The organism is Pseudomonas sp. GL-B-19, assembly GCF_019956415.1.
In the GTDB taxonomy this organism is placed as follows: Bacteria; Pseudomonadota; Gammaproteobacteria; order Pseudomonadales; family Pseudomonadaceae; genus Aquipseudomonas.
The window spans coordinates 216,140-241,248 of record NZ_JAHBDK010000042.1; the positions used below are offsets into that span (position 1 = coordinate 216,140).

Here is a 25,109-nt window from a genome sequence, read left to right on the forward strand (position 1 = left end):
AAAACCAACATCGCGTTTTTCACAGGCCGCGGATGATAACGCAATGTTGGTGATTTCCTGGCTGTTCTATATCAACGAGCCTTGAGCTTCTGATCGATGGCATCCATCAGCAGGCCACCAATGTCGGTGCCAAAGGCATTGTCGATTTCGCGAATGCAGGTCGGGCTGGTGACGTTGATTTCGGTCAGGTGCTCGCCGATCACGTCCAGGCCCACAAACAACAGGCCTTTTTCGCGCAGGGTCGGGCCGACTTGCGCGGCGATCCAGCGATCCTTGTCGGTTAACGGTCGCGCCTCTCCGCGACCACCGGCCGCGAGGTTGCCGCGGGTTTCACCGGCGGCTGGAATCCGCGCCAGACAGTAATCCACCGGCTCGCCGTCGATCATCAGGATGCGTTTGTCACCGTCGACGATGGCCGGCAGATAACCCTGGATCATGATTTGCTGCTTGCCATGCAGAGTCAGGGTTTCGAGGATCACCGACAGGTTTGGATGGCCGGCGGTGTGACGGAAAATCGAGGAGCCGCCCATGCCGTCCAGCGGCTTGAGAATCACATCGCCGTGATGATCGGCGAATTCGCGCAGCACGTCAGGGCGGCGGCTGACCACGGTCGGCGGCGTGCACTGCGGGAACAGCGTGGCGAACAGTTTTTCGTTGCAGTCACGCAGGCTCTGCGGCTTGTTGACCACCAGCACGCCAGCGCGTTCGGCTTGCTCCAGCAGGTAGGTGGAGTAAACGAATTCCATGTCGAACGGCGGATCCTTGCGCATCAGGATCACGTCCAGATCGCTCAGCAGCGCATCGCTCTCGGCGCCCAGTTCGAACCATTTTTCCGGGTTGGCGAACACTTGCAGCGGACGCATCCGCGCGCGGGCCTGACCTTCGGCCTGGTACAAATCGCGCTGTTCCATGTAGAACAGTTCCCAGCCGCGCTTCTGCGCGGCCAGCAGCATGGCCAGCGAGCTATCCTTTTTATAGGAGATGCTGGCAATAGGATCCATGACAATCCCGACGCGAACGCTCATGGGTTTTTCCTCGAAAATGGCTGGTCCGAATGGACATGAAAAAGTGGCGTCAGAGTGGCGCTGAGTGTGTTCCCGGTCAAGGAAAAACCATCGCGCAAGCCGGCCGATAGATTGGTTTTTGAGACTGTGCTAAAAAGGCTGCCATGTCATGCTGGCCCTTGAGTATCAAGGGTTTCAAGCGCAAACGGACAATTTGTTTCGCAAAGGCGACGGTAGAGCATTTATGGATCAGCATTCCAGCGCCTTGAAGGTCATGGTGATCGACGATTCGAAGACGATTCGACGCACCGCCGAAACGCTGTTGAAGAATGTGGGTTGTGAAGTCATTACGGCCATCGACGGTTTCGATGCGCTGGCCAAGATTGCCGATAATCATCCCGGCATTATCTTTGTCGACATCATGATGCCGCGTCTGGATGGCTATCAGACCTGCGCGTTGATCAAGAACAACAGTGCGTTCAAGTCCACGCCAGTGATTATGCTGTCGTCCAAGGACGGGTTGTTCGACAAGGCCAAGGGGCGCATCGTCGGCTCCGACCAGTTTTTGACCAAGCCGTTCAGCAAGGAAGAACTGCTGAGCGCGATCCAGGCCCATGTTCCGGGCTTCGCCGCCGTTTTGCCGCAGTAGGACAAGCACAGTGACGCTCGGCCAGCGGGCCCGGCGTCGACAAGAATGGGGAAGACCATGGCACGTATTCTGATCGTCGATGATTCGCCGACCGAAATGTACAAACTGACCGGCATGCTGGAAAAGCACGGCCACGAAGTGTTGAAAGCCGAAAACGGTGCCGACGGCGTGGCCCTGGCCCGTCAGGAAAAACCCGACGCGGTGCTGATGGACATCGTCATGCCCGGCCTCAACGGTTTTCAGGCGACCCGCCAGCTGACCAAAGACCCGGAAACCGGGCACATCCCGGTGATCATCATCACCACCAAGGATCAGGAAACCGACAAGGTCTGGGGCACCCGCCAGGGCGCCAAGGATTACCTGACCAAACCGGTCGATGAAGAGACCCTGATCAAAACCCTGAATAACGTGTTGGCCGGTTGATCGTCCGGCCATGAGCGAGTCGCTGACGGCTTTCGAACTGCTGCTGCAGATCGACCAGCGTTGTCGTCTGCTGGCGGCGGATCTTCCATCGCAGCCGACCCGGCAGGACAGCTGGAGCGGCATCGGTTTTCGCTTGGGCGAGGATTGGTACGTCGCACCGATGGGCGAAGTCAGCGAAGTCCTGCATGAACCGCGGTTTACCCAGTTGCCGGGCGTCAAACCCTGGGTCAAAGGGGTGGCCAACCTGCGTGGGCGATTGTTGCCAATCATGGATTTGTACGGTTTCTTTGGCCACGAAGTCTCCGCGGCGCGCAAGCAGCGGCGGGTGTTGGTGGTGGAACATGACGAGGTGTTTGCCGGGTTGCTGGTCGACGAAGTCTTTGGCTTGCAGCACTTTGCCCAGGACAGCCTGGAACCGGCAGATCAGTGGAGTGGGCCAATGTCGGCGTTCGTCAAAGGCCGATTCCAGCGTGAGCAGACCTGGCAAGTGTTCAGCCCGTTTGCGTTGGCGCAGTCGCAAAGCTTTATGCACGTCGCGATTTGACCCCGGCCCCTGTAGGAGCCGGGCTTGCCCGCGATGCAGACGACGCGGTTTTGCAGGCACACCGCGTAATCGTTCATCGCGGGCAAGCCTTGCTCCTACAAGGGCGAGTAGTGAATTGGGTAGGACAGGCGAGGACCGATGATAAAAGCAAAAACAGGCAAGCCAGAAGGAACGCGCAGCCGCTCGCAGATCGTCGCGCTGTTCATCGCGCTGATCGTGTTCATCATGCTGCTGTTCGCCAATTTCGCTTACCTCAACACCCAAGCCATGTACGACAAACAGTACATCGGCCATGCTGGTGAGCTGCGCGTACTGTCCCAGCGCATCGCTAAAAATGCCACCGAAGCCGCCGCCGGCAAAGCGGCTGCGTTCAAGTTGCTCAGCGATGCGCGCAATGACTTTGCGCTGCGTTGGGGCTACCTGAAGAAGGGCGACCCGGCCACTGGCCTGCCGCCAGCGCCGTCCACGGTGCGCCCGGAAATGCGCGCCGTGCAGCTCGATTGGGAACGCTTGCTGAAAAACACCGACGCGATCCTCTCCAGCGAGCAGACCGTGCTGTCGCTGCATCAGGTCGCCGCGACCCTGGCCGAAACCGTGCCGCAGTTGCAGGTCGAGTACGAGAAAGTCGTCGAAATCCTCCTGCAACGTGGGGCGCCGGCCGGCCAGGTGGCGGTGGCCCAGCGTCAATCGCTGCTGGCCGAGCGTATTTTGGGCGCGGTGAACACCGTGCTGTCCGGCGATGAAAACTCGCAGCAGGCCGCCGATGCTTTCGGTCGCGATGCCGCGCGTTTCGGCCAGGTACTCAACGGCATGCTTCAGGGCAACGTGGCGCTGAGGATCAGCCAGGTCGAGGACCGCGATGCCCGCGCCCGGTTGAGCGAGATTTCCGAACTGTTCGAATTCGTCTCCGGCTCGGTGGATGAAATCCTCGAAACTTCGCCCGAACTGTTCAAGGTCCGCGAGTCAGCCACCAACATTTTCACCCTGTCGCAAACCCTGCTCGACGAAGCTTCGCACCTGGCCATCGGTTTCGAAAACCTCGCCGACGGGCGCAATGTCGACACCATCGGCGGTTACGTGCTGGGTCTGCTGGCGCTGGCATCGATCATCTTGATCGGCATGGTCATGGTGCGCGAAACCAACCGCCAACTTCGGGAAACTGCCGAGAAAAACGAACGCAACCAGACCGCGATCATGCGGCTTCTGGATGAAATTGCAGACCTGGCCGACGGCGACTTGACCGTTACCGCCTCGGTAACCGAAGACTTCACCGGGACCATCGCCGACTCGATCAACTACTCCGTGGACCAATTGCGCGACCTGGTGGCGACCATCAACCTCACTGCCGGCCAGGTGGCCGCCGCCGTGCAGGAAACCCAGGCCACCGCCATGCACCTGGCGCAGGCTTCGGAGCATCAGGCGCAGCAGATTTCCGAAGCCTCCACGGCTATCAACGACATGGCCCAGTCCATCGACCAAGTGTCGGCCAACGCCGCTGAATCTTCGGCGGTGGCCGAGCGCTCGGTGGAAATTGCCAACAAGGGCAACGAGGTGGTGCACAACACCATCCATGGCATGGACAACATTCGCGAGCAGATTCAGGACACCGCCAAGCGCATCAAGCGTCTGGGTGAGTCCTCGCAGGAAATCGGCGATATTGTCAGCCTGATCGATGACATTGCCGACCAGACCAACATCCTCGCGCTCAACGCGGCCATCCAGGCGTCGATGGCCGGTGACGCCGGGCGCGGTTTTGCGGTGGTGGCCGATGAAGTCCAGCGCCTGGCCGAGCGCTCGTCCGCCGCGACCCGGCAAATCGAAACCCTGGTGCGGGCGATCCAGACGGACACCAACGAAGCGGTGATTTCGATGGAGCAGACCACCACCGAAGTGGTGCGCGGTGCGCGTCTGGCGCAGGATGCCGGTGTGGCCCTGGAAGAAATCGAAGGCGTATCGAAGACCCTCGCCGCGTTGATCCAGAGTATTTCCAACGCGGCGCAGCAGCAAACCTCTTCGGCCGGGCAGATTTCCCTGACGATGAACGTGATTCAACAGATCACCTCGCAGACCTCGTCCGGCTCCACCGCCACTGCCGAGAGCATCGGCAATCTGGCGAAAATGGCCAGTCAGCTGCGGCGTTCGGTGTCTGGCTTCACCTTGCCGACCGTCAAGGCGCAGGCGGCAGACAAAGCGTGAACCGTCCACAGGCGTATGATTTTTGATTGGCGTAGGGACTGGAGTGGTTATGGGTGATCGGCACGACTATGTGGCCCTCGAGTGGGTCAAAGGCGAGATTGCCGAAACGCTGAAGCAGGCCCATCAAGCGATCGAAACCCTGCTTGATGACCCGCAGGCGTTGTACGCCTTGAGTGATTGCCTGGCGTTCATCCATCAGGTTCACGGCAGTTTGCAGATGGTCGAATTCTACGGCGCGGCCCTGTTCGCCGAAGAGATGGAGCAGTTGACCCGCGCCTTGCAGCACAACCGCGTCAGCCACCGTGACGAGGCGCTTCACCTGTTGATGCAAGCCCTCGGGCAGCTGCCGATTTACCTCGACCGGGTGCAAGGTGCGCGCCGTGACCTACCCTTGGTGGTGTTGCCGCTGATCAACGATTTGCGCAGTGCCCGGGGAGAAACCCTGCTCTCGGAAACCAGCCTGTTCAGCCCGCAACTGGTGGAGCTGCCACCGCTGGACGAAGCGTCGCTGGCGCTGCTGGAGCCTGCGGACTTAGCCAATGTGCTACGCAAATTGCGCCAGATGTTGCAGATGGCGCTGGTCGGGTTGCTGCGAGAACAGGATGACGACACCCATTTTAATTATCTGGCCAAGGTTTTTTCACGCCTTGAAGGGTTATGCGCTGATGCGCCCCTGAGCCCGCTGTGGCAAGTCGCCTCGGCACTGGTCGAAGGCATGCGCACAGACGTGATCGCCAACAGCCCGGCGCTGCGCAGCCTGTTCAAGGACGCCGACAAAGAACTCAAGCGTTTGCTCGAACAAGGCATCCGCGGGATCAATCAACCGGCACCGCCGGAGCTGCTCAAGAGTTTGCTGTTCTACATTGCCAAGGCCGAACTTCCTACCGGGCAGATGCTGACCATGAAAGATCGCTACTCACTGGACGACGCGTTGCCTGACAGCGCGATGGTCGATGAAGAACGCGCACGTCTGGCCGGCCCCGACCGCGATGCCATGCGCTCGGTGCTGGCTGCGCTTTGTGAAGAGCTGGTGCGAGTCAAGGAGCGCCTGGACCTGTTCGTGCGCAGCGACCGCCAGCACATCTCGGACCTCGATAGCCTGTTGGCGCCGCTGCGGCAAATCGCCGACACCCTGGCGGTGCTGGGGTTTGGCCAGCCGCGCAAAGTCATCATCGATCAACTGGCGGTGGTGCTGAGCCTGGCTCAGGGCCAGCGCGAACCCAACGACGCGATCCTCATGGACGTCGCGGGCGCCTTGCTCTACGTCGAAGCCAATTTGGCCGGCATGATGGGCACGGTAGAGCCCGAGAGCCAGGAAGAAAGCCGCCTGCCGACCACCGACTTGACGCAGATCCACCAGATCGTCATCCGCGAAGCGCGCATCTGTTTGCAAGAAGCCAAGGACATGATCGTCGACTACATCGACGCCGACTGGGATCGCCAGCATTTGCAGGCGTTGCCGGCCTTGCTGACCCAGGTGCGCGGCGCGTTGTCGATGATCCCGTTGAGCCGTGCGGCGAGCCTGATCGAAACCTGCAATCACTTCATTCGCGAGCACTTGCTGCTGGAGCTGGACCAGCCCGATTGGCAAGAGCTGGACAGCCTGGCCGACGTGGTCACCAGCATCGAATATTACCTGGAGCGCCTTGGCGACGATCCCGAAGCGCCGGGCGAACAACTGCTCGACGTTGCGGAAAAAAGCCTGGCGTCACTCGGGTTTTTCCCCAGCGAATTCCAGGTGCCAATGCTCGACGATGTGCTTAGCCCGAGTGAAGCCCTGGTCATGCAGGAGATGCAGGAACTCGATGACCCCGAGACCGTGCAGTCGCTGGCCGATGTGCTGGCCAGTCCCGTGTCTTCCGTCAATCCGCCTGCCCTGACCACACCGGGCAGCCTGTTGCCGCCGCCCGCCGGTGAAGAGCCGGTCGACGATGAGCTGCGCGAAGTCTTTCTCGAAGAGACCGATGAAGTCCTGGATATCCTCCAGGACTATTTACCGCGCTGGGCGGCCAACCCCGACGACAAGTCTGCCTTGAGCGAATTGCGCCGAGCCTTTCATACCTTGAAAGGCAGTGGCCGGATGGTCCGGGCGCTGGTGCTGGGCGAGCTGGCCTGGGCGGTGGAAAACCTGCTCAACCGCGTGCTGGAGGACAGCGTCGCGCCTGGGGCGGCCGTGCAACAACTGCTCACCGATGCACTGGATTTACTGCCGGAACTGGTGGCCGAATATGCTGGCAATGCTCAGCGCCAACGCAATGATGTCGACCTGCTAGCCGCACGCGCACATGCGCTAGCCAAGGGCGATGCGCCGGCCAGCGATGAAGATACCCAAGACGTGGCGGCCCTTGACCCGCTGTTGCTGGAGATCTTCCGCAAAGAAGCCGAAACCCATCTGGCCAGCCTCAACCGCTTTCTCGATCAGGCCGCCGAGCATGTGCCACTTCAGGCCAGCGACGAGTTGCAGCGGGCGTTGCACACACTTAAGGGCAGTGCCTCGATGGCCGGGGTCTTGCCGATTGCCGAGCTGGCGACGGCACTGGATCAACTGGCCCGCGAGTACAAGGCGCACCTGATCGCACTGGATTTGGACGAAGTCGAGCTGTTGCTGGAAGCCGAAGGGTTGTTCCGGCTCGGGTTGCGACAGCTCAAGTCGGACCCGTTGGCGCAGATACGCGGCGCCGGCCCATTGATCGAACACACCCGGTCGTTACTCGCCGAGCGTCTGCAAACCCTGTCGAGCACGCCCAATACCGCGCTGCGAACCAAGCGCGATCCGCAGTTGATCAACAACTTCCTGTCCCAGGGCATGGACATCCTGCTGGACGCCGAAAGCCTGTTGCAGCGCTGGCAGCAGCATCCTGGCGAGCGTCAGGAACTGACCGCGCTGCTCGACGAACTGACCACGCTCGGCGAAGTCGCGCACCTCGCCGATTTGCATCCGGTGGATGCGCTCTGCGAAGCCTTGCTCGACCTGTACGGCGCGGTGGAAGAGAGCAGCCTGGCGGTCAGCGAGCGGTTTTTCCATGAGGCGCAAAGTGCTCATGAAGCGCTGATCAACATGCTCGACGAACTGGCCGCCGGCCAGGAAATCACCCCGCAACCGGAACGTATCCGGGCCTTGCGCGGTTTGCTCGACGAAAGTCTGGATCCTTCGTCCATGGGCCTGATTCGCAGTGATGGCAGCCGTACCCTGAGTATCCGGGAGCTGGGCAGCGCCACCGCCGAGCTGGAGCAATCGGCGACCCAGGTTGAACTGGATGACGAAATCGTTTCGATCTTCCTCGAAGAAGCGATGGATATCCTCGAAAGTGCCGGCCACGCGCTGCAACGCTGGTTGAATGACCCGGACAACGCCGCACCGCTGTTGTCCTTGCAGCGGGATTTGCACACCCTCAAGGGCGGTGCGCGGATGGCCGAAGTCCAGCCGGTCGGCGACCTCGCCCATGAATTGGAAAGCCTTTACGAAGACTTGGTGGACCGCCGTTATAACCACAGTGAAACCCTGGTGCAGCTGCTGCAACAGAGCCATGACCGGCTCGCGGTGTTGCTTGAGCAGTTGCAGAATCAGCAATCGCTGGGGAACCCGGGCGAGCTGATCGAGGCGATTCGCGAGTTTCGTCAGGGCAATGCCAACGTCGCCGAAGTGGCGGAGCCCGAGCCGGTCAAGGATTCGCCGGGGCATGATCCCGAGTTGCTGGAGATCTTCCTCGAGGAAGGTTTCGACATCATCGAAAACTCCGGCGCCGCGCTCGTGCGCTGGCAAGCCGAACCGTCGAACCGACAAGAAATGGAAACCCTGCTGCGTGAACTGCACACGCTCAAGGGCGGCGCGCGAATGGTCGAAATCGCGCCGATTGGCGACCTTGCCCATGAGCTGGAGTTTCTCTACGAAAGCCTCTCGGCGGGCGCGCTGCAACCGAGCGAGGCGATGTTTACGTTGTTGCAAAGCAGCCACGACCGGTTGGCGCAGATGCTCGATGCGACCCGCGCCGGGCAGCCATTGCCGCCCGCTGACCAACTGATCGACGCGATCAAGAATTTCAGCCATCCGGCCGTGCTCCAACCGGCCGTTGTGACGCCCGCCGCCAAGCCAGAGACGCCCGCGATACAAGCGGAAGCGGGCGCCGACATGGTCAAGGTCTCGGCTGAACTGCTCGATGACCTGGTCAACCTGGCCGGTGAAACTTCAATCTTCCGTGGCCGTATCGAACAGCAGGTCAACGATGCGCGGGTCACTCTGAGCGAGATGGAAACCACCATCGAGCGTATGCGCGACCAATTGCGCCGACTTGATACCGAAACCCAGGGGCGCATTCTCAGCCGCCAGCAAGTCGACGCCGAACGCCTGGGCTACGAAGAGTTCGACCCGCTGGAAATGGACCGCCACTCGCAATTGCAGCAACTGTCCCGTGCGCTGTTCGAATCGGCCTCTGATTTGCTCGATTTGAAGGAAACCCTCGACCGGCGCAACCAGGACGCGGAAAACCTGCTGCAACAGCAGGGCCGCATCAATACCGAGTTGCAAGAAGGACTGATGCGCACGCGCATGGTGCCGTTCGAGCGGATGCTGCCGCGTTTGAAGCGCATCGTTCGGCAGGTCTCCAGCGAACTGGGCAAGGACGTGGAGTTCATTGTCGGCAACGCTGAAGGCGAGATGGACCGCAACGTGCTCGAACGTATGGCGCCGCCGCTGGAACACATGCTGCGCAATGCCGTGGACCACGGCCTGGAATCGGCCGAGGTGCGAATCGCGGCCGGCAAACCGGCCAAGGGGCGGATCACACTCGACTTGTCCCGCGAGGGCGGCGACATGATTTTCGACATCCGCGACGACGGTGCCGGCGTGCCGCTGGACGCGGTGCGACGCAAGGCGATCAAGCGCGGCTTGCTGGCCGCGGACGCCGATATCAGCGACCACGACGTGCTGCAGTTCATCCTGCAACCGGGGTTTTCCACGGCAGAGAAGATTACCCAGATTTCCGGACGCGGCGTCGGCATGGATGTGGTCCATGAAGAAGTTCGCCAGCTCGGCGGCACGATGGTTATCGACTCGGTGCCGGGGCAGGGCGTGCATTTCCGCATTCGTCTGCCGTTCACCGTCTCGGTCAACCGCGCGCTTATGGTGCAGTGCTTTGAAGATCAATATGCGATCCCGCTGAACACCATCGGCGGTATCGTCCGTGTGCTGCCCAACGAACTCGAAGGGCATTACCGACTCGATCCCCCAAGGTACAAGTACGCCGGGCAGGACTATGAGTTGTGCTACCTCGGCGAGTTGCTGAAAACCAGTTCCCGCCCGAAACTGCTGGGCCAAAGCCTGCCGTTGCCGGTGATGCTGGTGCAATGCAACGAGCGGCACATTGCGGTGCAGGTCGACTCCATGGCCGGCACCCGCGAGATCGTGGTGAAAAGCCTCGGCCCGCAGTTCGCGGCGGTGCAGGGCTTGTCCGGTGCGACGATTCTGGGCGATGGCCGGGTGGTGCTGATTCTTGATTTGCTGGCGCCGATCCGCGCCATGCAGGCGCCTGTGCCGCAGCAGGCGCTAACCCAGGACACCGAGGTCGAGCCACACAAGCCATTGCTGGTGCTGGTGGTCGATGACTCGGTGACCGTGCGCAAGGTCACCAGTCGTTTGCTCGAACGCCACGGCATGAATGTGCTGACCGCCAAGGACGGGGTCGACGCCATGCTGCTGCTCGAAGAACACATGCCGGACGTGATGCTGCTGGACATCGAGATGCCGCGCATGGACGGCTTTGAAGTCGCGACTCAGGTGCGCGCCGACGAGCGTTTGCAGCACCTGCCGATCATCATGATCACCTCACGCACGGGCCAGAAACACCGCGACCGCGCAATGGCCATCGGCGTTAACGATTACCTCGGCAAGCCGTACCAGGAATCGGTGCTGCTGGAAAGCATCGCCCTGTGGAGCAAATCCCATGCTTGATGACCATTTTTACCAGCGCACCAACAACCTCACCGGCCTGCTGCTGCCCTTGGCCGACCGCAATCTGATCCTGCCCAACGTCGCGGTGGCGGAGCTGATCGACTATCAGCCGGGGGCATTCGATCTGGATACGCCACCGTGGTATCTGGGCCTGGTGAAGTGGCGGGACCGGCAGATACCGTTGCTCAGTTTTGAGTCGGCTTGCGGTAATAAAGTCGTCATCGGCGAGCGCGCGAGGATTGTGATTCTCAATGCGCTGGGCGGGCGGCCGGCGTTGAAGTTCATTGCATTGCTGGTGCAGGGGATTCCTCGGTCGCACAAGCTGGACAGTCAGCTGAGCTATGTCGATGTGCCGTTGTGCCCGTTGGAACAGGCGGCGGTGCAGGTGGGGGAGCAAGTTGCCAAAGTCCCTGACTTATTGGCACTGGAAGAACTGCTTGTAAGTGCTGGGTTGGTCTGACTGGCCCCATCGCGAGCAGGCTCACTCCCACAGGGGTTTTGTGTACGCCGCAGATCCAATGTGGGAGCGAGCCTGCTCGCGATGGCGGCCTTCCATTCACCTCAAACCTGACGGCTAAACCTTGGCCTGAGCCCGCATCTGCATCTGCAACGCTTCGTAATGGTCCAACGCCCGCTCCACCAACAACTGCACGCCATCCGCCATTCGGCTGATCGCCAAGGCGACCGAGCGGCGTGAGCCTTCCACATCGTCCGCCAGATCGGCAGCAATCGCGCTGATCGACAGCATGTCTTCGGAGGCGTTGGCCAGCAGGGCTTCGGCGTCGATGTCGGGGCATACAGTGAAGAGCTGGGACTTGTTACGGCGTCCCGATGGTTTGTCGCGAGCAGGGGGGAAGTAATGGGCGAAGGCGCGGTCGGCGGCTTCTTTGAGTTTTTCGGCTTCGAGGGATGCGTCGGAACCGGTGTCGGTTTCCGGGGGGTTGGGAGTGGCTTTGAACATAGTGAATCTCCATACAGGGTTGAAGCTGGCCCATTCGGTTTCCAAGCGAATGGGTGGCAGCTGTACGCGGTTGGAAACCCGGGGTACGGAGACCCGGCAGACCCTAAGGTCTTCCGCGCACAGCCGCCATAACGGAGTGCACACTTTAAAGGTGCGCAAGCATACGTTATGAAGGACGCTTTTGCGCCCCGTACTCATGGGGTTTCCAGCCCCGGTCGCTGAATTGTCAGCGACCCACAAACGATAAAGCTCAGCGCAAAACCCCACCAGTCAGCGGCTTCCGGCATTGCTGTAGGCAGCGCCGTCAGACTGCGTAGCCTCACACCCTTCCTGCGAACAAACTTTTAAACACAAAACCTCAATCGACCGGAAAAGGTTGAAGAGTCCCAAAAAGGGACTGAAAGGTCCTTTTTTGGGACTGATTCGCGTGCATCAGATGACCAGACTGTGATGCTACGGTGAATGTTCTGGCCCCATCGCGAGCAGGCTCACTCCTACAGGTTTTGTGTACGGCGCAAATCCAATGTAGGAGTGAGCCTGCTCGCGATGGCGTCCGCCCGGTCAACCATTACCCTGACCGTAACGATCCACCGCTCAGCTTGATTGATGCCCCCACCCAACACTCCTAAGGTGACTCCCACGAAAGCGAACCCGTGGAGTGGTCATGACAACAACAATATCCCCCGACTCGCGATGGACGCGCCGGCGTAGCGAAAAGCAGCGGCGTCTGGCGTTGGTCAAGGATCTGGCCGACGGTGTGGTCCTGCCCACCGACAAAATAGTCGCGGCGCTGGAGGCGCTTATCCTGCCCGGCGACCGCGTGGTGCTGGAGGGCAATAACCAGAAGCAGGCGGATTTCCTGTCCCGCTCACTGGTCAAGGCCGATCCCGCCAAGCTGCATGACCTGCACATGATCATGCCCAGCGTCGGCCGTGCCGAGCATCTGGACCTGTTCGAACGCGGTATCGCCCGCAAGCTCGACTTCTCCTTCGCCGGCACGCAAAGCCTGCGCATCAGCCAGTTGCTGGAAGACGGCCTGCTGGAAATCGGCGCGATCCACACCTACATCGAGCTCTATGCGCGACTGGTGGTCGACCTGATTCCCAACGTCGTTCTTTCCGCCGGTTTCATGGCCGACCGCGCCGGCAACATCTACACCGGGCCGAGCACCGAAGACACTCCCGCATTGATTGAACCGGCAGCCTTCAGCGATGGCATCGTCATCGTCCAGGTCAATCAATTGGTGGACGACGTGACGGACCTGCCTCGCGTCGACATCCCTGCGTCCTGGGTCGATTTTGTGGTGGTGGCCGACAAGCCGTTCTACATCGAACCGCTATTCACCCGCGACCCACGGCACATCAAGCCCGTACACGTGCTGATGGCGATGATGGCGATCCGTGGCATCTACGAAAAACACAACGTTCAGTCGCTGAATCACGGCATCGGTTTCAACACCGCCGCCATCGAATTGATCCTGCCGACCTACGGCGAATCCCTCGGATTGAAAGGCAAAATCTGCCGCAACTGGACGCTCAATCCGCACCCGACCTTGATCCCGGCGATCGAAAGCGGCTGGGTCGAAAGCGTGCATTGCTTCGGCACCGAATTGGGCATGGAAAACTACATCGCCGCCCGGCCAGACGTGTTCTTCACCGGGCGCGACGGCTCGCTGCGTTCCAACCGGATGTTCTGCCAACTGGCCGGGCAATACGCGGTGGACCTGTTTATCGGCGCCACGTTGCAAGTCGATGGCGACGGTCATTCCTCCACCGTGACCCGCGGACGCCTCGCGGGTTTCGGCGGCGCGCCGAACATGGGCCACGACCCGCGCGGTCGTCGTCACGGCACGCCGGCCTGGCTCGACATGCGACACGACGATGCGCCTGAAGCCTTGCTTGAACGCGGCAAAAAACTCGTGGTGCAAATGGTCGAGACGTTCCAGGAGGGCGGCAAACCGACCTTCGTCGAAACCCTCGACGCGATCGACGTGGCGAAGAAAAGCGGTATGCCGCTGGCGCCGATCATGATTTACGGCGACGACGTCACCCACCTGCTGACCGAAGAAGGCATCGCTTACTTGTACAAGGCGCGTTCGCTGGAAGAACGCCAGGCGATGATCGCCGCTGTCGCCGGGGTGACCGCCATTGGCCTGCGTCACAATCCGAAAGACACCGCGCGCATGCGCCGCGAAGGCCTGATCGCGTTGCCCGAAGACCTTGGCATCCGCCGCACCGACGCCACCCGCGAACTGCTTGCGGCCAAAAGCGTGGCTGATCTGGTCGAGTGGTCCGGTGGCCTCTACAACCCGCCCGCCAAGTTCAGGAGCTGGTAATGCACGCACTTAACCTGCAACCGAAAACCTTGACCCTGGCCGAGCGGCTGGCCGACCTGGCAGTGGATGCGCTGATCGACGAAGCGGACCTGTCGCCGAAACCGGCGCTGGTCGATCGTCGCGGCAACGGCGCCCACACCGATTTGCACCTGGGGCTGATGCACGCCTCGGCGCTGTCACTCTGGTCTGCGTTCAAGGAAATGGCCGAATCCGCTATCGAATGTGGCGAAATCGGTTTGCCGCTGCGCGAAGCGGTGGGGCGGATTGGCCGGGAAGGGGAGCAAGCGATGCTCGCCAACACGGGCGGTGTGAATACCCATCGCGGGGCGATCTGGGCCCTGGGCCTGTTGGTCACTGCTGCGGCGCTGGAGCCTGAATGCAGCGCGGCCAGTTCCATCACCTTGCGCGCCGCACGCCTGGCGTTACTCGACGACCGCTATGAGCCACGTTCCTTCAGCCACGGCGCCCAAGTCGCCCAGCGTTACGGCGCCCGTGGTGCCCGTGAAGAAGCGCAACTGGGTTTTCCTTCTGTGGTTCAACGGGCATTGCCGCAACTCAAGCACAGCCGCGCCGCCGGTCACGGTGAACAGAACGCCCGGCTCGATGCCTTGCTGGCAATCATGACCCGACTGGCCGACACCTGCGTGCTCTACCGCGCGGGCGAACAAGGTCTGCAAACCATGCAACTTGGCGCCCAGGCCGTGCTCGACGCGGGTGGCAGCGCCAGCCTCGCCGGTCGCCGCCGTTTGCATGAGTTGGATGAACAATTAATCGCTTTGAATGCCTCGCCCGGTGGTGCTGCCGACTTGCTCGCAGCCTGCCTGTTTATTGACCGTATCGAGTCGGGCGATGGCCTCATCCTCTGCCATTCAAGAAGGGAAGCGTTTTGATGGAAACTTTATCCTTTGAATTCCCCGCCGGGCAGCCGCCACGCGGTCGCACGCTGGTGGGCTGTGTCGGCTCGGGCGATCTGGAAGTGCTGATCGAACCGGGTCAGGCCGGCAAGCTGACCATCAACGTACAGACCTCGGTCAATGGCGCGCAGCAACGCTGGCAACATCTGTTCGCGCGTATGTTCGACGGTCAGACACCGCCAGCGATGGCGATTGATATCCACGATTTCGGCGCGACACCGGGCGTGGTGCGCTTGCGTCTGGAACAAGGCTTTGAGGAGATCGGCCATGACTGACAGCGCAGAACTCCTTCAGCCATACCTACAAAGACGCAGCTTCATCGAGCTCGGTGCCCGGCAACGAGCGAAAGCCTTGCTCGACCCCGGCACCTTCCGCGAATTGCTCGACCCGTTTCAACGCGTCATGTCGCCGTGGCTTGAGCGCCAGGGCGTGGTACCGCAAGCCGATGACGGCGTAGTGATCGCCAAGGGCAGCATCGGTGGTTTGCCGGTGGTCATCGCCGCCATCGAAGGTGCATTCCAGGGCGGCAGCCTCGGTGAAGTCGGCGGGGCGAAGATTGCTGGTGCGCTGGAATTGGCCGCTGAAGATAATCGCAACGGCATTCCAACCCGCGCCGTGCTGCTGCTGGAAACCGGCGGCGTGCGCTTGCAGGAAGCCAACCTTGGGTTGGCGGCGATTGCCGATATTCATGCAGCGATTGTCGACCTGCGCCAATACCAACCGGTAATTGGTGTGGTGGCCGGCAGCGTCGGCTGCTTTGGCGGGATGTCGATTGCCGCCGGGTTGTGCAGTTATTTGCTGGTGACCCAGGAAGCGCGCCTTGGCTTGAATGGCCCGCAAGTGATCGAACAAGAAGCCGGGCTTGAGGAATACGACTCCCGCGACCGTCCTTTCATCTGGAGCCTGACCGGTGGCGAACAGCGTTTTGCCAGCGGTTTGGTGGATCGTTATGCCGCCGATGATGTGGCGCAGATTCAGCAGCAGGTCAGTGAACTGCTGCAACAAGGTTTGCCGGCGCAACAACGCAGCCGTCAGGCGGATCTGTACCTGCAACGGCTGGCACGGCTGGACGCCACGCCGCAAATCGAACCGGCGACGGTTCGCGATCTGTATCAAGGAGCGCGCTCATGAGCACCTATTCGCTAAGAGGTTTGAACTGGTTCAACGCCTTGAGCGCAGGGGCCAAGCCGGTCGAAGGTTTGCCGGCTTCATTGAAGGTGGCCGATGGTGTGCTGGGTGATCAGCCTGCGCGGTTTCTCGCGGTGGTGGCTGATCCGGACAACCGCTTTGTCCGTGCGCGTAACGGTGAAGTGGGTCTTCTGGAAGGCTGGGGTTTGGCCAAGGCTGTGGATGAAGTCATTGCTGCTGACAGTGAAAAACCGCACAAACGCGCCTTGATCGCCATCGTCGATGTGCCGAGTCAGGCTTATGGCCGACGCGAAGAAGCCCTCGGCATTCACCAGGCATTGGCCGGGGCGGCAGACAGTTACGCCCGTGCGCGGTTGGCCGGTCATGCGGTGATTGGTTTGCTGGTGGGCAAGGCGATGTCCGGCGCGTTTCTGGCCCATGGGTATCAGGCCAATCGGCTGATTGCCCTGCGCGATCCAGGTGTAATGGTGCATGCGATGGGCAAGGCCTCGGCGGCGCGAGTGACCTTGCGCAGCGTTGAAGAACTGGAAGTGCTGGCCGCGAGCGTGCCGCCGATGGCCTATGACATCGACAGCTACGCCAGTCTCGGTTTGCTGTGGGAAACCCTGTCGGTGGAACAGATTGAGCAGCCGACTGCAGCCGATCTGGCGCGGGTGGCTGAATGCCTGAATCAGGCGATTGGCGATGTAGCCGCCAGCGGTCGCGATCTGAGCAGCCGCTTGGGTGCGAGCAATCGCGGGGCGTCGAGCAAGGTTCGCCAACTGTTGAGAGCGCAGTGGTGAACACGCTTATGGCCCACGATCTGCTCTGGGGAATGACCCCGGAGCAACTGCCGGTGGATGCGCCTGTGTGGGTGATCGACTCGCTCGGTGCGGGGCAGCCAGTGGCGGTTCGGCGTGCGGTTAGCGCGCCGGGTATGGTCGCGGTCGGCGTGCGTGGGCGCTTGCGTGAACAGCGTTTTGCAACGGTGATGTCGGTCGATGCGATTCAGCGGCGGGTCAAACCGGAAGACCTTTGTCACGTTTCGACGGATCGGGACTTGCCTGCAATACGCGCCCTCAATCGACTGCGGCCGATACTCAACGGCTGTGGTTGGGTGTGGGGTGTCAGCGGTAGCGCCGGGTTTGAATTGGCCAGCGGCTTTGTTGCCTTGCACGAGGGCAGTGATCTCGACTTGATCTTGCGCACCCCGCAAGCGCTGGAGCGTTCTCAGGCGCAGTCATTGGTGAAAATTCTGGATGCGGCGGTGTGCCCGGTGGACATGCAGTTGCAGACGCCGTTCGGCGCTGTGGCCCTGCGCGAATGGGCCGGTTCTGCAGGATGTGTATTGCTGAAAAACGCCACCGAAGCCTGTCTGGTGATCGATCCGTGGAACCCGCAGGAGCAAGCCGCGTGAGCAGTTTGCTGGTATTTCCCGGCCAGGGCGCGCAGCAGCCAGGCATGCTCCAGCGTTTGCCTCGCGAGACGCTGATCGAAGCGAGTGATGTGTTGGGCGAAGACACGTTGTTGCTGGATGGCGCCGAGGCCTTGAAGTCGACCCGTGCGGTTCAGCTTTGCCTGTTGATCGCCGGTGTCGCGGCGGCACGTCAGTTATCCATCGCGCCGGATTACGTGGCCGGATTGTCCATCGGCGCTTACCCGGCAGCGGTGGTGGCCGGTGCCTTGAGTTTCAGCGATGCGCTGCATCTGGTCAGCCTGCGTGGTGAGTTGATGCAGCAGGCTTATCCACAGGGCTACGGCATGACCGCGATCATCGGCCTGGAGTTGTCCACAGTGGAAGGCTTGCTGGCGCAGGTTCACAGCGTCGACACGCCGGTTTACCTGGCCAATATCAATGCCGATAACCAGATAGTGGTTGCCGGCAGCGACGGGGCGATGAACGCGGTGGCGACGCTGGCGAAACGTTGCGGTGCAGGTCTGGCCAAGCGGCTGGCGGTCAGCGTGCCGTCGCATTGTCCGCTGCTGGATGCGCCGGCTAAAACCCTGGCCGAAGCCTTTGCCAGGGTGCCGCTGAAAACGCCAACGTTGGGCTATCTCAGTGGCAGCCGCGCCCGGCCCATCATCAACGTCGAAGCCTTGCGCGACGACCTGGCTTTCAACATGTGCCGCGTCGTTGATTGGCGCGGCACCGTGCAAAGCGCTTACGAGCGCGGTGTACGTCTACAGATCGAACTGCCGCCCGGTGCGGTGCTGACCGGGCTGGCGCGCCGGGTGTTCGAGCAGGGCACCGTGATTGCCTTCGACGGTGCGCGGCTCGATACCTTGCAGGCGCTGTTGCGTGAGGAGGGAAGCCGCCAACCTTAGATCGCGACTCAGGCCTTCGAACAACAAAAACAACATTCGACGATGCATTTTGAGGACTACAACAATGATTATTTACGGTGTGGCGCTGTTGGCGATCTGTACGCTGGCGGGAGTGATCATGGGCGATGCGCTTGGCATGTTGCTGGGCGTTAAATCCAACGTTGGCGGGGTCGGGATCGCGATGATCTTGCTGATTTGCGCGCGGTTGTGGATGCAAAAACGCGGCGGCATGACCAAGGATTGCGAGATGGGCGTCGGCTTCTGGGGCGCCATGTACATTCCGGTGGTGGTCGCCATGGCCGCACAACAAAACGTGGTGACGGCCTTGCATGGCGGGCCAGTGGCGGTGCTCGCGGCGATCGGTTCGGTGGTGATCTGCGGCTGCACCATTGCCTTGATCAGCCGGACGCATAAAGGCGAACCCTTGCCCGATGAACCGGTGGACATTACCCCGGTCGGCACACCTGTAGGAGGTCGCTGATATGTGGGAACTCATCGAGAAAGGCCTGACCACCAACAGTCTGGTCACCGCGTTCGCGTTCGTTGGCGTGATCATGTGGGTGTCGGTTGTCTTGTCGAAGCGCCTGACATTCGGGCGGATTCACGGCTCGGCGATTGCCATTGTCATCGGATTGGTCCTGGCGTGGGTCGGAGGTACCCTGACGGGAGGGCAAAAAGGCCTGGCGGATTTGACCCTGTTTTCTGGCATTGGGTTGATGGGCGGCGCGATGTTGCGCGACTTTGCCATTGTCGCCACTGCATTCGAAGTTCAGGCCAGCGAAGCGAAAAAAGCCGGGTTGATTGGCGTGATCGCGCTACTTCTTGGCACGATATTGCCGTTCATTGTCGGCGCGTGCATGGCCTGGGCGTTTGGTTATCGTGATGCGATCAGCATGACCACCATCGGCGCGGGCGCGGTGACGTACATCGTCGGGCCGGTGACCGGGGCGGCGATTGGCGCCAGTTCCGATGTGATGGCGCTGTCGATTGCCACCGGGTTGATCAAGGCGATTCTGGTGATGGTCGGCACGCCCATGGCGGCACGCTGGATGGGGCTGGATAACCCGCGTTCGGCGATGGTGTTTGGCGGGTTGGCCGGGACGGTCAGCGGCGTGACGGCCGGGCTGGCGGCGACGGATCGGCGGTTGGTGCCTTATGGCGCGTTGACGGCGACGTTCCATACCGGGCTGGGGTGCTTGCTGGGGCCTTCGTTGTTGTACTTCATTGTTCGCGGGATTGTTGGTTAAGCCGGTAGATCATCGCTGACTGTTCTGGCGCCTTCGCGGGCAAGCCTCGCTCCTACAGGGATCGCGTAAATCCTGTAGGAGCGAGGCTTGCCCGCGATGGTCGCGACGCGGTCTCAGAGCTGCCTATTGGCGTACATCCGGCACTCCGCCAACAGCGCCAGCAAGTTCGGATCGCGCTCCTTGGCCTTCAAGAACACCACCCCGATGTGCTGCTGCAACCGATAGCGTTCCTGCAACGGTATCAGCTTCACCCGGTTCTCATACACCGCCGCAATCCGCCCCGGCAGCAACGCATAACCCACCCCTGAGCTGACCATGCTCAGCAGGGTAAAGATGTCGTTGACCTGCATCGCCACCTTCGGCTCGAACCCCGCCTGCTTGAACACCCGATTACCGTCCTGGTGCGTGGCAAAGCCCTGGGTCAGGGTAATGAACGTCTCGTCGCGCACTTCGGCCAGGTCGACCTCGGCGCGTTGGGCAAACTTCGAATCCGCTGGCGTCGCGAGGAAGATGTCGTCGGAAAACAGCGGAATCTGCTCGCAGTCCGGGTCATTGACGCTCTCGTCCAGCGACACCAGGATCGCGTCGACTTCCATGTTCTTGAGCTTGTACAACAGGTCGAAGTTCGAACCGAGGATCAAGTCGATGTTGAGTTCGCTGCGGCGGATTTTCAGGCCCATGATCAGCTGCGGCACGGTCTTCACCGTCAGTGAGTACAGCGAGCCGAGCTTGAAGCGTTCAGCGGAAAAACCGGCGGCTTCGCGTGTCAGGCGCACGGTTTCGACCACGTCCTGAATCAGCTTCTGTGCTCGCTCTTCGAGCACATACGCACTTTCCAGCGGCGTCAGGTTACGGCCCTCGTGTTTGAACAGCGGGCAGCGCAGGGCGCTTTCCAGGGAGTGGATCGCCCGGTGCACGCTGACGTTGCTGGTCTGCAACTCGGCGGCGGCGCGGGCGAGATTGCCGGTGCGCATAAAGGCCAGGAACACCTCGAGTTTTTTCAGGGTCAATTCTTCATCGATCAGCATGGCCCGGACTCTTATTCGAATGGCTCGATTGTGCACGCATGCGATGTTTTGTAGCAGCTATGTAGCAGCTGTCGAGTGAAACGAGGCTGCGATCTTTTGATCTTGAAAAAAGCGCAGCCTCGTTGCACTCGACAGCGCCTACAGTTTGCGCGATGTTGCATCAAATTTTGAGGTGAGCAACGCATGTATCACGGGGAACGATTGAACGCCTGGACGCATTTGGTCGGGGCGGTGGCAGCAACGGTCGGGGTGGTCTGGATGCTGGTCATCGCCAGCATGGACGGCAGTCCGTGGAAGATCGTCAGCGTGGCGATTTACGGTTTCACCTTGATGGTCCTGTACAGCGCCTCGACTGTTTACCACAGCGTGCGCGGGCGCAAGAAAGCGATCATGCAGAAGGTTGATCACTTTTCGATCTATCTGTTGATCGCCGGCAGTTACACACCGTTTTGTCTGGTGACCCTGCGCGGGCCGTGGGGCTGGACGCTGTTCGGAATTGTCTGGGGGCTGGCGCTGATCGGCATCCTGCAAGAGATCAAGCCGCGTTCCGAAGCACGGATTCTGTCGATCGTGATTTACGCGGTGATGGGCTGGATCGTGCTGGTAGCGGTCAAGCCGTTACTCGCGGCGTTGGGCACTGCGGGGTTTGCGTGGCTGGCGGCGGGCGGGATCTTGTACACCGTGGGCATTATCTTTTTTGCCCTGGACCATCGGCTGCGGCATGCCCACGGGATCTGGCATTTGTTTGTGATTGCCGGGAGCTTGCTGCACTTTGTGGCGATTTTCTTTTATGTCCTCTAAACCACCGCACTCCTACATTTAATCCTGCGCAGGGATCAAGCGATCCAGTTGTTCCTGGGCGCGGCGGCTGAACACTTGCAACAGATCATTCAAGGTGTGGGGCGGCGGTTCGGTGGCGCGGGTTACCGCGTACAGAGTGATAGGCAGCGGCGGGGTCAACGGGCGAATCGTCGTCGCGGCGGGGGAGGCGCCGAGTGCCGTGAATGGATCGATCACCGCCAATCCGGCGCCGGATTCCACCATCGCCCGGGCCAGTGAATAGGTCTGCACTGCGATGCGTATCCGGGGCGGCGGCTCCACCGCTTCGAGGTAACTGTCGAGTCGGGCCGCCAACGGGTCGGCGCTGGACAAACCAATCAGCGGAGCATCCGCCAGCGCCATCAACGGCAACGGTGTGCCTGCCTCCGCTGCCGACCAGTAACCGGCGGGCGCCAGCGCCACCAGAACGCCGGACGCTAGCGCCTGGGCCTTGAGCCCTGGATGATCCGGTCGTTGCAGGGTCAGGGCGACATCCACTTCGCGCATCAGCAGGTTCTGCACCAGTTCGCGGCTATGGGCGCTCGACAGTTCACAGGCGATGTCCGGGTAGCGCACGGTCCACTCGTGAATCGCCGGCGGCAGCAATGACAGGGCCAGCGCCGGGGTGGCGCCAATGCGCAGGCTATGGCCCGGCTCGCGGCGCAAGCTCTGGGCCAGGCGCCGCACGCCTTGCAGGCTTTCGGTGACCTTATCGACTTCACGCTCCAGCTCCAGCGCTTCCGGCGTTGCCTGCAATTTGCCGCGAACCCGCAAGAACAGAGGGAAACCCAGTTGCTGCTCGGCGTGCTGCAGCACCTTGGTCACCGCCGGCTGAGAGACGTGCAGCAATCGCGCGGCCGCACTGATCGACCCGGTCTGGCGGATCGCCTGGAAAATTTCGATATGACGAAGACGCATGGCAAGTCCATAACCTTTGTTTATGGGTTCGGCATCTTTATTCATTGTTCGCCGCCTGTCACCTGGCTCTAACCTCGGCCTCGCCTTCACAACGGTTTTAGGGACGGACATGGTTCAGCGTGTGTGCATTATCGGCGGTGGCGTGATTGGCCTTGCAACGGCGTATGCGCTAGTGCGCGACGGCTTCGAGGTGACGGTGGTCGAGGCCCGGGATTCGCTGGGCAGCGAAACCAGTTTCGCCAACGGCGGCCAGTTGTCCTATCGCTACGTGGCGCCACTGGCGGACGCCGGCGTGCCGTTACAGGCGATCGGCTGGATGCTGCGCGGCGACTCGCCGTTGAAGCTACGTCCGCGTCTCGACCCGACGCAATGGCGCTGGATGGCATCGTTCCTCGCCGCGTGCCGCCATTCGGTCAACCGTGAGAACGCCGCGCATCTGCTGCGCCTGGCGCTGTTCAGCCAGAGCACACTGAAAACCTGGCGCGAAGACGATGGGCTGAGCGGTTTCCAATGGCGGCGCAATGGCAAACTGGTGACATTCCGCAACCCCGCCAGCTTCGGGAAAGCGCGACAAGGCCTGGCCGATCCGCAGCAACAGCAGGTGTTGTCTGCCGCCGAGTGTACGCAGCTGGAACCGGCGCTGGCCGATGCCCCTTTTGTCGGCGCGATCTATACGCCAGACGAAGAAGTCGGCGATTGCCATGGTTTTTGCCAACAACTGGCGGCGCGACTGAAGGCGTCCGGCCGTTGCGAATTTCGCCTGGGCCACGCCGTGACCGGCATTCACCACCGCAACGGCGCGGTCACCGCCATTGAGTTGGGTGCCGAGCTGTTGCCGGTCGAGCAGCTGGTAATTGCCGCCGGCCATCGCAGTCCGCTGCTGGCGCTGCCTGGCCTGCGGCTACCGCTCTATCCCCTGAAAGGTTACAGCCTGACGCTGCCGATCGGTGCCGAACACCGGGCGCCCGAGCTGAGCATCACCGACTACGACCGCAAGATCGTGTATGCGCGCATTGGTGAGCAATTGCGTGTGGCGGCGATGGTCGACATTGTCGGCTTCGACTCGGCCGTCGATCCCGAACGCTTGAGCCTGATCAAGCGCCAGGCCCGCGACACGTTCCCGAATGCCGGCGATTACGATGCCGCCGTGGAGTGGGCCGGCATGCGTCCAGCGACCCCCAGCGGAGTACCGCTGCTGGGCGCTACGGCCTACCGCAATCTGTGGCTCAATCTCGGTCATGGCGCGCTGGGTTTTACCCTGGCCTGTGGCAGCGGCCAGTTACTCAGTGAGCTGATCAGCCAGCGCCAGACTTCCATCGACCTGCTGGGTTTCAGCCACCCGGTCGCTTGAATTTCCCTGTCAGAAAAGGACCCTGTCATGACCATTAAACGTTTTCACAGCAACCCACGCCTGTCAGGCGCCGTGACCTTCGGCGAGCTGGTGTTTCTCTCCGGTCAGGTGCCAGGCGACGCCCTGGATGCCGGCGGTCAGACCCGCGAAGTACTGGCGAAAATCGACGCGTTGCTGGCCGAGGCCGGTAGCGACAAAGATCATTTGCTGAGCGCGACGATTTATCTGAAGGACATCAATGCCGATTTCTCGGCGATGAATGAAGTCTGGTCGGCCTGGTTGTCACCGGGACAGGCGCCGAGCCGCACCACCGTGCAGGCGGATCTGGCGCGTCCGCAAGTGTTGGTGGAAATCACTATTACCGCGGCCCGCATCTGAACCCACCCGTACCCAACACCCACAACGGAGAATAACAATGCAAAAAATCACGTTGCTCGGCTGCACCCTCGGGCTGTTGCTAGGTAGTCAGGTTCAAGCCAATGAAGCGCCGCTGACCGGCACATTGGGCAAGATCGCCAATGCCAACAGCATCACCCTCGGGTATCGCGATGCGTCGGTGCCGTTCTCCTACGTGGGCGATCACACGGGGCAGCCGATGGGTTATTCAGTGGATCTGGCAAGCAAGATTGTCGAGCGCATCCGTCAGCAACTGGCGCTGCCGGAGCTCAAGGCGAAATACACCCTGGTGACCTCACAGACGCGGATTCCACTGGTGCAGAACGGCACCGTCGACCTCGAATGCGGCTCTACCGGGGTGACCGCCGAACGGCAGAAGCAAGTGGCGTTTTCCTACGGTTTCATCTACGTCAAAGGCCAGCTGCTGACGGCCAGGGACAGCGGGATCAAGAGTTTCGCCGACCTGCGCGGCAAGAACGTGGTGACCACCGCCGGCACCACCAACGAGCGTTTTCTGAAGAGCTACAACGTCGACAACAAGATCGACATGTTCGTGATCAGCGCCAAGGACCACGGCGAAGCCTTCCAGATGCTGCAGTCAGGTCGGGCGGCTGCGTTCTACATGGACGACGCGTTGCTTTATGGCGAACGTGCCAAGGCGCGGGATCCGCATAAATGGGTGGTGGTCGGCGAGGAACAATCGCGGGAAATCTACAGCTGCATGGTGCGCAAGGATGATCCGCAATTCCTCGCTCTGGTGAATGGCGCATTGGCCGATCTGTACAGTTCGGGCGAGATCAATGGCATCTACCAGCGCTGGTTTGAACAGCCGATCCCGCCGAAGGGGTTGAACCTTGAGTTCCCGATGACCAGTGAACTCAAGGCGATCATCGTCAAGCCGACGAGCGATCCGGTTCAGTAAAG

At 61.2% G+C, this 25,109-nt stretch carries 23 protein-coding genes; 19 read left to right on the plus strand and 4 right to left on the minus strand.

Features of this window, described 5'->3' with window-relative positions; genetic code table 11:
* Nucleotides 1–71 precede the first annotated feature (71 nt).
* Entirely contained in the window at nt 72–1,025 is a 954-nt protein-coding gene (gene gshB, locus KGB06_RS18125; RefSeq protein ID WP_223518061.1) for a glutathione synthase, read from the minus strand.
* 223 nt (nt 1,026–1,248) lie between these two features.
* On the opposite strand from gshB, the gene pilG reads away from it, so the two are divergent.
* The 6 genes from pilG to KGB06_RS18155 all read left to right on the plus strand — a co-directional run bounded on the left by pilG (nt 1,249) and on the right by KGB06_RS18155 (nt 11,223).
* Nucleotides 1,249–1,653 (plus strand): twitching motility response regulator PilG, encoded by a 405-nt coding sequence (gene pilG, locus KGB06_RS18130; protein WP_223518062.1) that lies wholly within the window; start codon nt 1,249–1,251, stop codon nt 1,651–1,653.
* Between the two features lie 57 nt (nt 1,654–1,710).
* Nucleotides 1,711–2,076: a twitching motility response regulator PilH gene (gene pilH / locus KGB06_RS18135; protein ID WP_008068134.1), complete on the plus strand. Its 366-nt coding sequence runs from the start codon at nt 1,711–1,713 to the stop codon at nt 2,074–2,076.
* Between the two features lie 10 nt (nt 2,077–2,086).
* On the plus strand, nt 2,087–2,620 hold the full coding sequence (locus KGB06_RS18140; protein ID WP_223518064.1) for a chemotaxis protein CheW: 534 nt from the start codon (nt 2,087–2,089) through the stop codon (nt 2,618–2,620).
* Nucleotides 2,621–2,758: 138 nt separating this feature from the next.
* Nucleotides 2,759–4,816, plus strand: coding sequence for a methyl-accepting chemotaxis protein (locus KGB06_RS18145; RefSeq protein WP_223518065.1), 2,058 nt, complete (start codon nt 2,759–2,761; stop codon nt 4,814–4,816).
* A 49-nt stretch (nt 4,817–4,865) separates the two neighbouring features.
* Nucleotides 4,866–10,763 (plus strand): Hpt domain-containing protein, encoded by a 5,898-nt coding sequence (locus KGB06_RS18150; protein ID WP_223518066.1) that lies wholly within the window; start codon nt 4,866–4,868, stop codon nt 10,761–10,763.
* Nucleotides 10,756–11,223: a chemotaxis protein CheW gene (locus tag KGB06_RS18155; RefSeq protein WP_223518067.1), complete on the plus strand. Its 468-nt coding sequence runs from the start codon at nt 10,756–10,758 to the stop codon at nt 11,221–11,223. Before KGB06_RS18150 ends, KGB06_RS18155 begins: the two co-directional genes overlap by 8 nt.
* A 114-nt stretch (nt 11,224–11,337) precedes the next feature.
* Here KGB06_RS18155 and KGB06_RS18160 read toward each other — a convergent pair whose 3' ends face one another.
* Nucleotides 11,338–11,724 carry a DUF6124 family protein gene (locus KGB06_RS18160; protein WP_223518069.1) on the minus strand — a complete coding sequence of 129 codons (387 nt, stop codon included), beginning with the start codon at nt 11,722–11,724 and terminating at the stop codon, nt 11,338–11,340.
* A gap of 664 nt (nt 11,725–12,388) precedes the next feature.
* On the opposite strand from KGB06_RS18160, the gene mdcA reads away from it, so the two are divergent.
* From mdcA to madM, 9 genes are all read left to right on the plus strand, one after another.
* On the plus strand, nt 12,389–14,059 hold the full coding sequence (mdcA, locus tag KGB06_RS18165; protein ID WP_223518071.1) for a malonate decarboxylase subunit alpha: 1,671 nt from the start codon (nt 12,389–12,391) through the stop codon (nt 14,057–14,059).
* Nucleotides 14,059–14,949: a triphosphoribosyl-dephospho-CoA synthase gene (locus tag KGB06_RS18170; protein ID WP_223518074.1), complete on the plus strand. Its 891-nt coding sequence runs from the start codon at nt 14,059–14,061 to the stop codon at nt 14,947–14,949. The genes mdcA and KGB06_RS18170 overlap by 1 nt, the downstream gene beginning before the upstream one ends.
* Nucleotides 14,949–15,248, plus strand: coding sequence for a malonate decarboxylase subunit delta (locus KGB06_RS18175; RefSeq protein ID WP_223518077.1), 300 nt, complete (start codon nt 14,949–14,951; stop codon nt 15,246–15,248). The genes KGB06_RS18170 and KGB06_RS18175 overlap by 1 nt, the downstream gene beginning before the upstream one ends.
* Nucleotides 15,241–16,104, plus strand: a complete 864-nt coding sequence (locus KGB06_RS18180) for a biotin-independent malonate decarboxylase subunit beta (RefSeq protein ID WP_223518080.1) — start codon at nt 15,241–15,243, stop codon at nt 16,102–16,104. The genes KGB06_RS18175 and KGB06_RS18180 overlap by 8 nt, the downstream gene beginning before the upstream one ends.
* Entirely contained in the window at nt 16,101–16,904 is an 804-nt protein-coding gene (mdcE, locus tag KGB06_RS18185) for a biotin-independent malonate decarboxylase subunit gamma (RefSeq protein WP_223518082.1), read from the plus strand. The genes KGB06_RS18180 and mdcE overlap by 4 nt, the downstream gene beginning before the upstream one ends.
* Nucleotides 16,898–17,518, plus strand: coding sequence for a malonate decarboxylase holo-ACP synthase (locus tag KGB06_RS18190; RefSeq protein WP_223518084.1), 621 nt, complete (start codon nt 16,898–16,900; stop codon nt 17,516–17,518). The genes mdcE and KGB06_RS18190 overlap by 7 nt, the downstream gene beginning before the upstream one ends.
* Entirely contained in the window at nt 17,515–18,426 is a 912-nt protein-coding gene (gene mdcH, locus KGB06_RS18195) for a malonate decarboxylase subunit epsilon (protein ID WP_223518086.1), read from the plus strand. Before KGB06_RS18190 ends, mdcH begins: the two co-directional genes overlap by 4 nt.
* 64 nt (nt 18,427–18,490) lie before the next feature.
* The gene (gene madL / locus KGB06_RS18200; protein WP_223518088.1) at nt 18,491–18,907 is read left to right on the plus strand and encodes a malonate transporter subunit MadL; all 417 of its coding nucleotides are present in this window, start codon (nt 18,491–18,493) and stop codon (nt 18,905–18,907) included.
* A 1-nt stretch (nt 18,908) separates the two neighbouring features.
* Nucleotides 18,909–19,673 (plus strand): malonate transporter subunit MadM, encoded by a 765-nt coding sequence (gene madM, locus KGB06_RS18205; protein ID WP_223518091.1) that lies wholly within the window; start codon nt 18,909–18,911, stop codon nt 19,671–19,673.
* A 113-nt stretch (nt 19,674–19,786) separates the two neighbouring features.
* Here the strand turns inward: madM and KGB06_RS18210 are convergent, their stop codons facing one another.
* On the minus strand, nt 19,787–20,701 hold the full coding sequence (locus tag KGB06_RS18210; protein ID WP_223518094.1) for a LysR substrate-binding domain-containing protein: 915 nt from the start codon (nt 20,699–20,701) through the stop codon (nt 19,787–19,789).
* 183 nt (nt 20,702–20,884) lie between these two features.
* Here KGB06_RS18210 and trhA point away from each other — a divergent pair, with 183 nt between their 5' ends.
* Complete coding sequence (gene trhA / locus KGB06_RS18215) at nt 20,885–21,502, plus strand: PAQR family membrane homeostasis protein TrhA (protein ID WP_223518097.1); 618 nt, start codon at nt 20,885–20,887, stop codon at nt 21,500–21,502.
* Between the two features lie 18 nt (nt 21,503–21,520).
* On the opposite strand, the gene KGB06_RS18220 is transcribed toward trhA, so the two are convergent.
* The gene (locus tag KGB06_RS18220) at nt 21,521–22,438 is read right to left on the minus strand and encodes a LysR family transcriptional regulator (protein WP_223518100.1); all 918 of its coding nucleotides are present in this window, start codon (nt 22,436–22,438) and stop codon (nt 21,521–21,523) included.
* Between the two features lie 109 nt (nt 22,439–22,547).
* On the opposite strand from KGB06_RS18220, the gene KGB06_RS18225 reads away from it, so the two are divergent.
* The 3 genes from KGB06_RS18225 to KGB06_RS18235 are packed head-to-tail and all read left to right on the plus strand — an operon-like array spanning nt 22,548 to nt 25,107.
* Nucleotides 22,548–23,789 (plus strand): D-amino acid dehydrogenase, encoded by a 1,242-nt coding sequence (locus KGB06_RS18225; RefSeq protein ID WP_223518110.1) that lies wholly within the window; start codon nt 22,548–22,550, stop codon nt 23,787–23,789.
* Between the two features lie 27 nt (nt 23,790–23,816).
* Nucleotides 23,817–24,167 carry a RidA family protein gene (locus KGB06_RS18230; protein WP_223518113.1) on the plus strand — a complete coding sequence of 117 codons (351 nt, stop codon included), beginning with the start codon at nt 23,817–23,819 and terminating at the stop codon, nt 24,165–24,167.
* A gap of 37 nt (nt 24,168–24,204) precedes the next feature.
* The gene (locus KGB06_RS18235) at nt 24,205–25,107 is read left to right on the plus strand and encodes a transporter substrate-binding domain-containing protein (RefSeq protein WP_223518117.1); all 903 of its coding nucleotides are present in this window, start codon (nt 24,205–24,207) and stop codon (nt 25,105–25,107) included.
* The last annotated feature ends 2 nt before the right edge of the window (nt 25,108–25,109 follow it).

What these genes read in the sequence shown, in the direction of transcription:
- gshB (WP_223518061.1), bottom strand. Translation starts at nt 1,025, where the DNA reads ATGAGCGTTCGCGTCGGGATTGTCATGGATCCTATTGCCAGCATCTCC.
- pilG (WP_223518062.1), top strand. Translation starts at nt 1,249, where the DNA reads ATGGATCAGCATTCCAGCGCCTTGAAGGTCATGGTGATCGACGATTCG.
- pilH (WP_008068134.1), top strand. Translation starts at nt 1,711, where the DNA reads ATGGCACGTATTCTGATCGTCGATGATTCGCCGACCGAAATGTACAAA.
- KGB06_RS18140 (WP_223518064.1), top strand. Translation starts at nt 2,087, where the DNA reads ATGAGCGAGTCGCTGACGGCTTTCGAACTGCTGCTGCAGATCGACCAG.
- KGB06_RS18145 (WP_223518065.1), top strand. Translation starts at nt 2,759, where the DNA reads ATGATAAAAGCAAAAACAGGCAAGCCAGAAGGAACGCGCAGCCGCTCG.
- KGB06_RS18150 (WP_223518066.1), top strand. Translation starts at nt 4,866, where the DNA reads ATGGGTGATCGGCACGACTATGTGGCCCTCGAGTGGGTCAAAGGCGAG.
- KGB06_RS18155 (WP_223518067.1), top strand. Translation starts at nt 10,756, where the DNA reads ATGCTTGATGACCATTTTTACCAGCGCACCAACAACCTCACCGGCCTG.
- KGB06_RS18160 (WP_223518069.1), bottom strand. Translation starts at nt 11,724, where the DNA reads ATGTTCAAAGCCACTCCCAACCCCCCGGAAACCGACACCGGTTCCGAC.
- mdcA (WP_223518071.1), top strand. Translation starts at nt 12,389, where the DNA reads ATGACAACAACAATATCCCCCGACTCGCGATGGACGCGCCGGCGTAGC.
- KGB06_RS18170 (WP_223518074.1), top strand. Translation starts at nt 14,059, where the DNA reads ATGCACGCACTTAACCTGCAACCGAAAACCTTGACCCTGGCCGAGCGG.
- KGB06_RS18175 (WP_223518077.1), top strand. Translation starts at nt 14,949, where the DNA reads ATGGAAACTTTATCCTTTGAATTCCCCGCCGGGCAGCCGCCACGCGGT.
- KGB06_RS18180 (WP_223518080.1), top strand. Translation starts at nt 15,241, where the DNA reads ATGACTGACAGCGCAGAACTCCTTCAGCCATACCTACAAAGACGCAGC.
- mdcE (WP_223518082.1), top strand. Translation starts at nt 16,101, where the DNA reads ATGAGCACCTATTCGCTAAGAGGTTTGAACTGGTTCAACGCCTTGAGC.
- madL (WP_223518088.1), top strand. Translation starts at nt 18,491, where the DNA reads ATGATTATTTACGGTGTGGCGCTGTTGGCGATCTGTACGCTGGCGGGA.
- madM (WP_223518091.1), top strand. Translation starts at nt 18,909, where the DNA reads ATGTGGGAACTCATCGAGAAAGGCCTGACCACCAACAGTCTGGTCACC.
- KGB06_RS18210 (WP_223518094.1), bottom strand. Translation starts at nt 20,701, where the DNA reads ATGCTGATCGATGAAGAATTGACCCTGAAAAAACTCGAGGTGTTCCTG.
- trhA (WP_223518097.1), top strand. Translation starts at nt 20,885, where the DNA reads ATGTATCACGGGGAACGATTGAACGCCTGGACGCATTTGGTCGGGGCG.
- KGB06_RS18220 (WP_223518100.1), bottom strand. Translation starts at nt 22,438, where the DNA reads ATGCGTCTTCGTCATATCGAAATTTTCCAGGCGATCCGCCAGACCGGG.
- KGB06_RS18225 (WP_223518110.1), top strand. Translation starts at nt 22,548, where the DNA reads ATGGTTCAGCGTGTGTGCATTATCGGCGGTGGCGTGATTGGCCTTGCA.
- KGB06_RS18230 (WP_223518113.1), top strand. Translation starts at nt 23,817, where the DNA reads ATGACCATTAAACGTTTTCACAGCAACCCACGCCTGTCAGGCGCCGTG.
- KGB06_RS18235 (WP_223518117.1), top strand. Translation starts at nt 24,205, where the DNA reads ATGCAAAAAATCACGTTGCTCGGCTGCACCCTCGGGCTGTTGCTAGGT.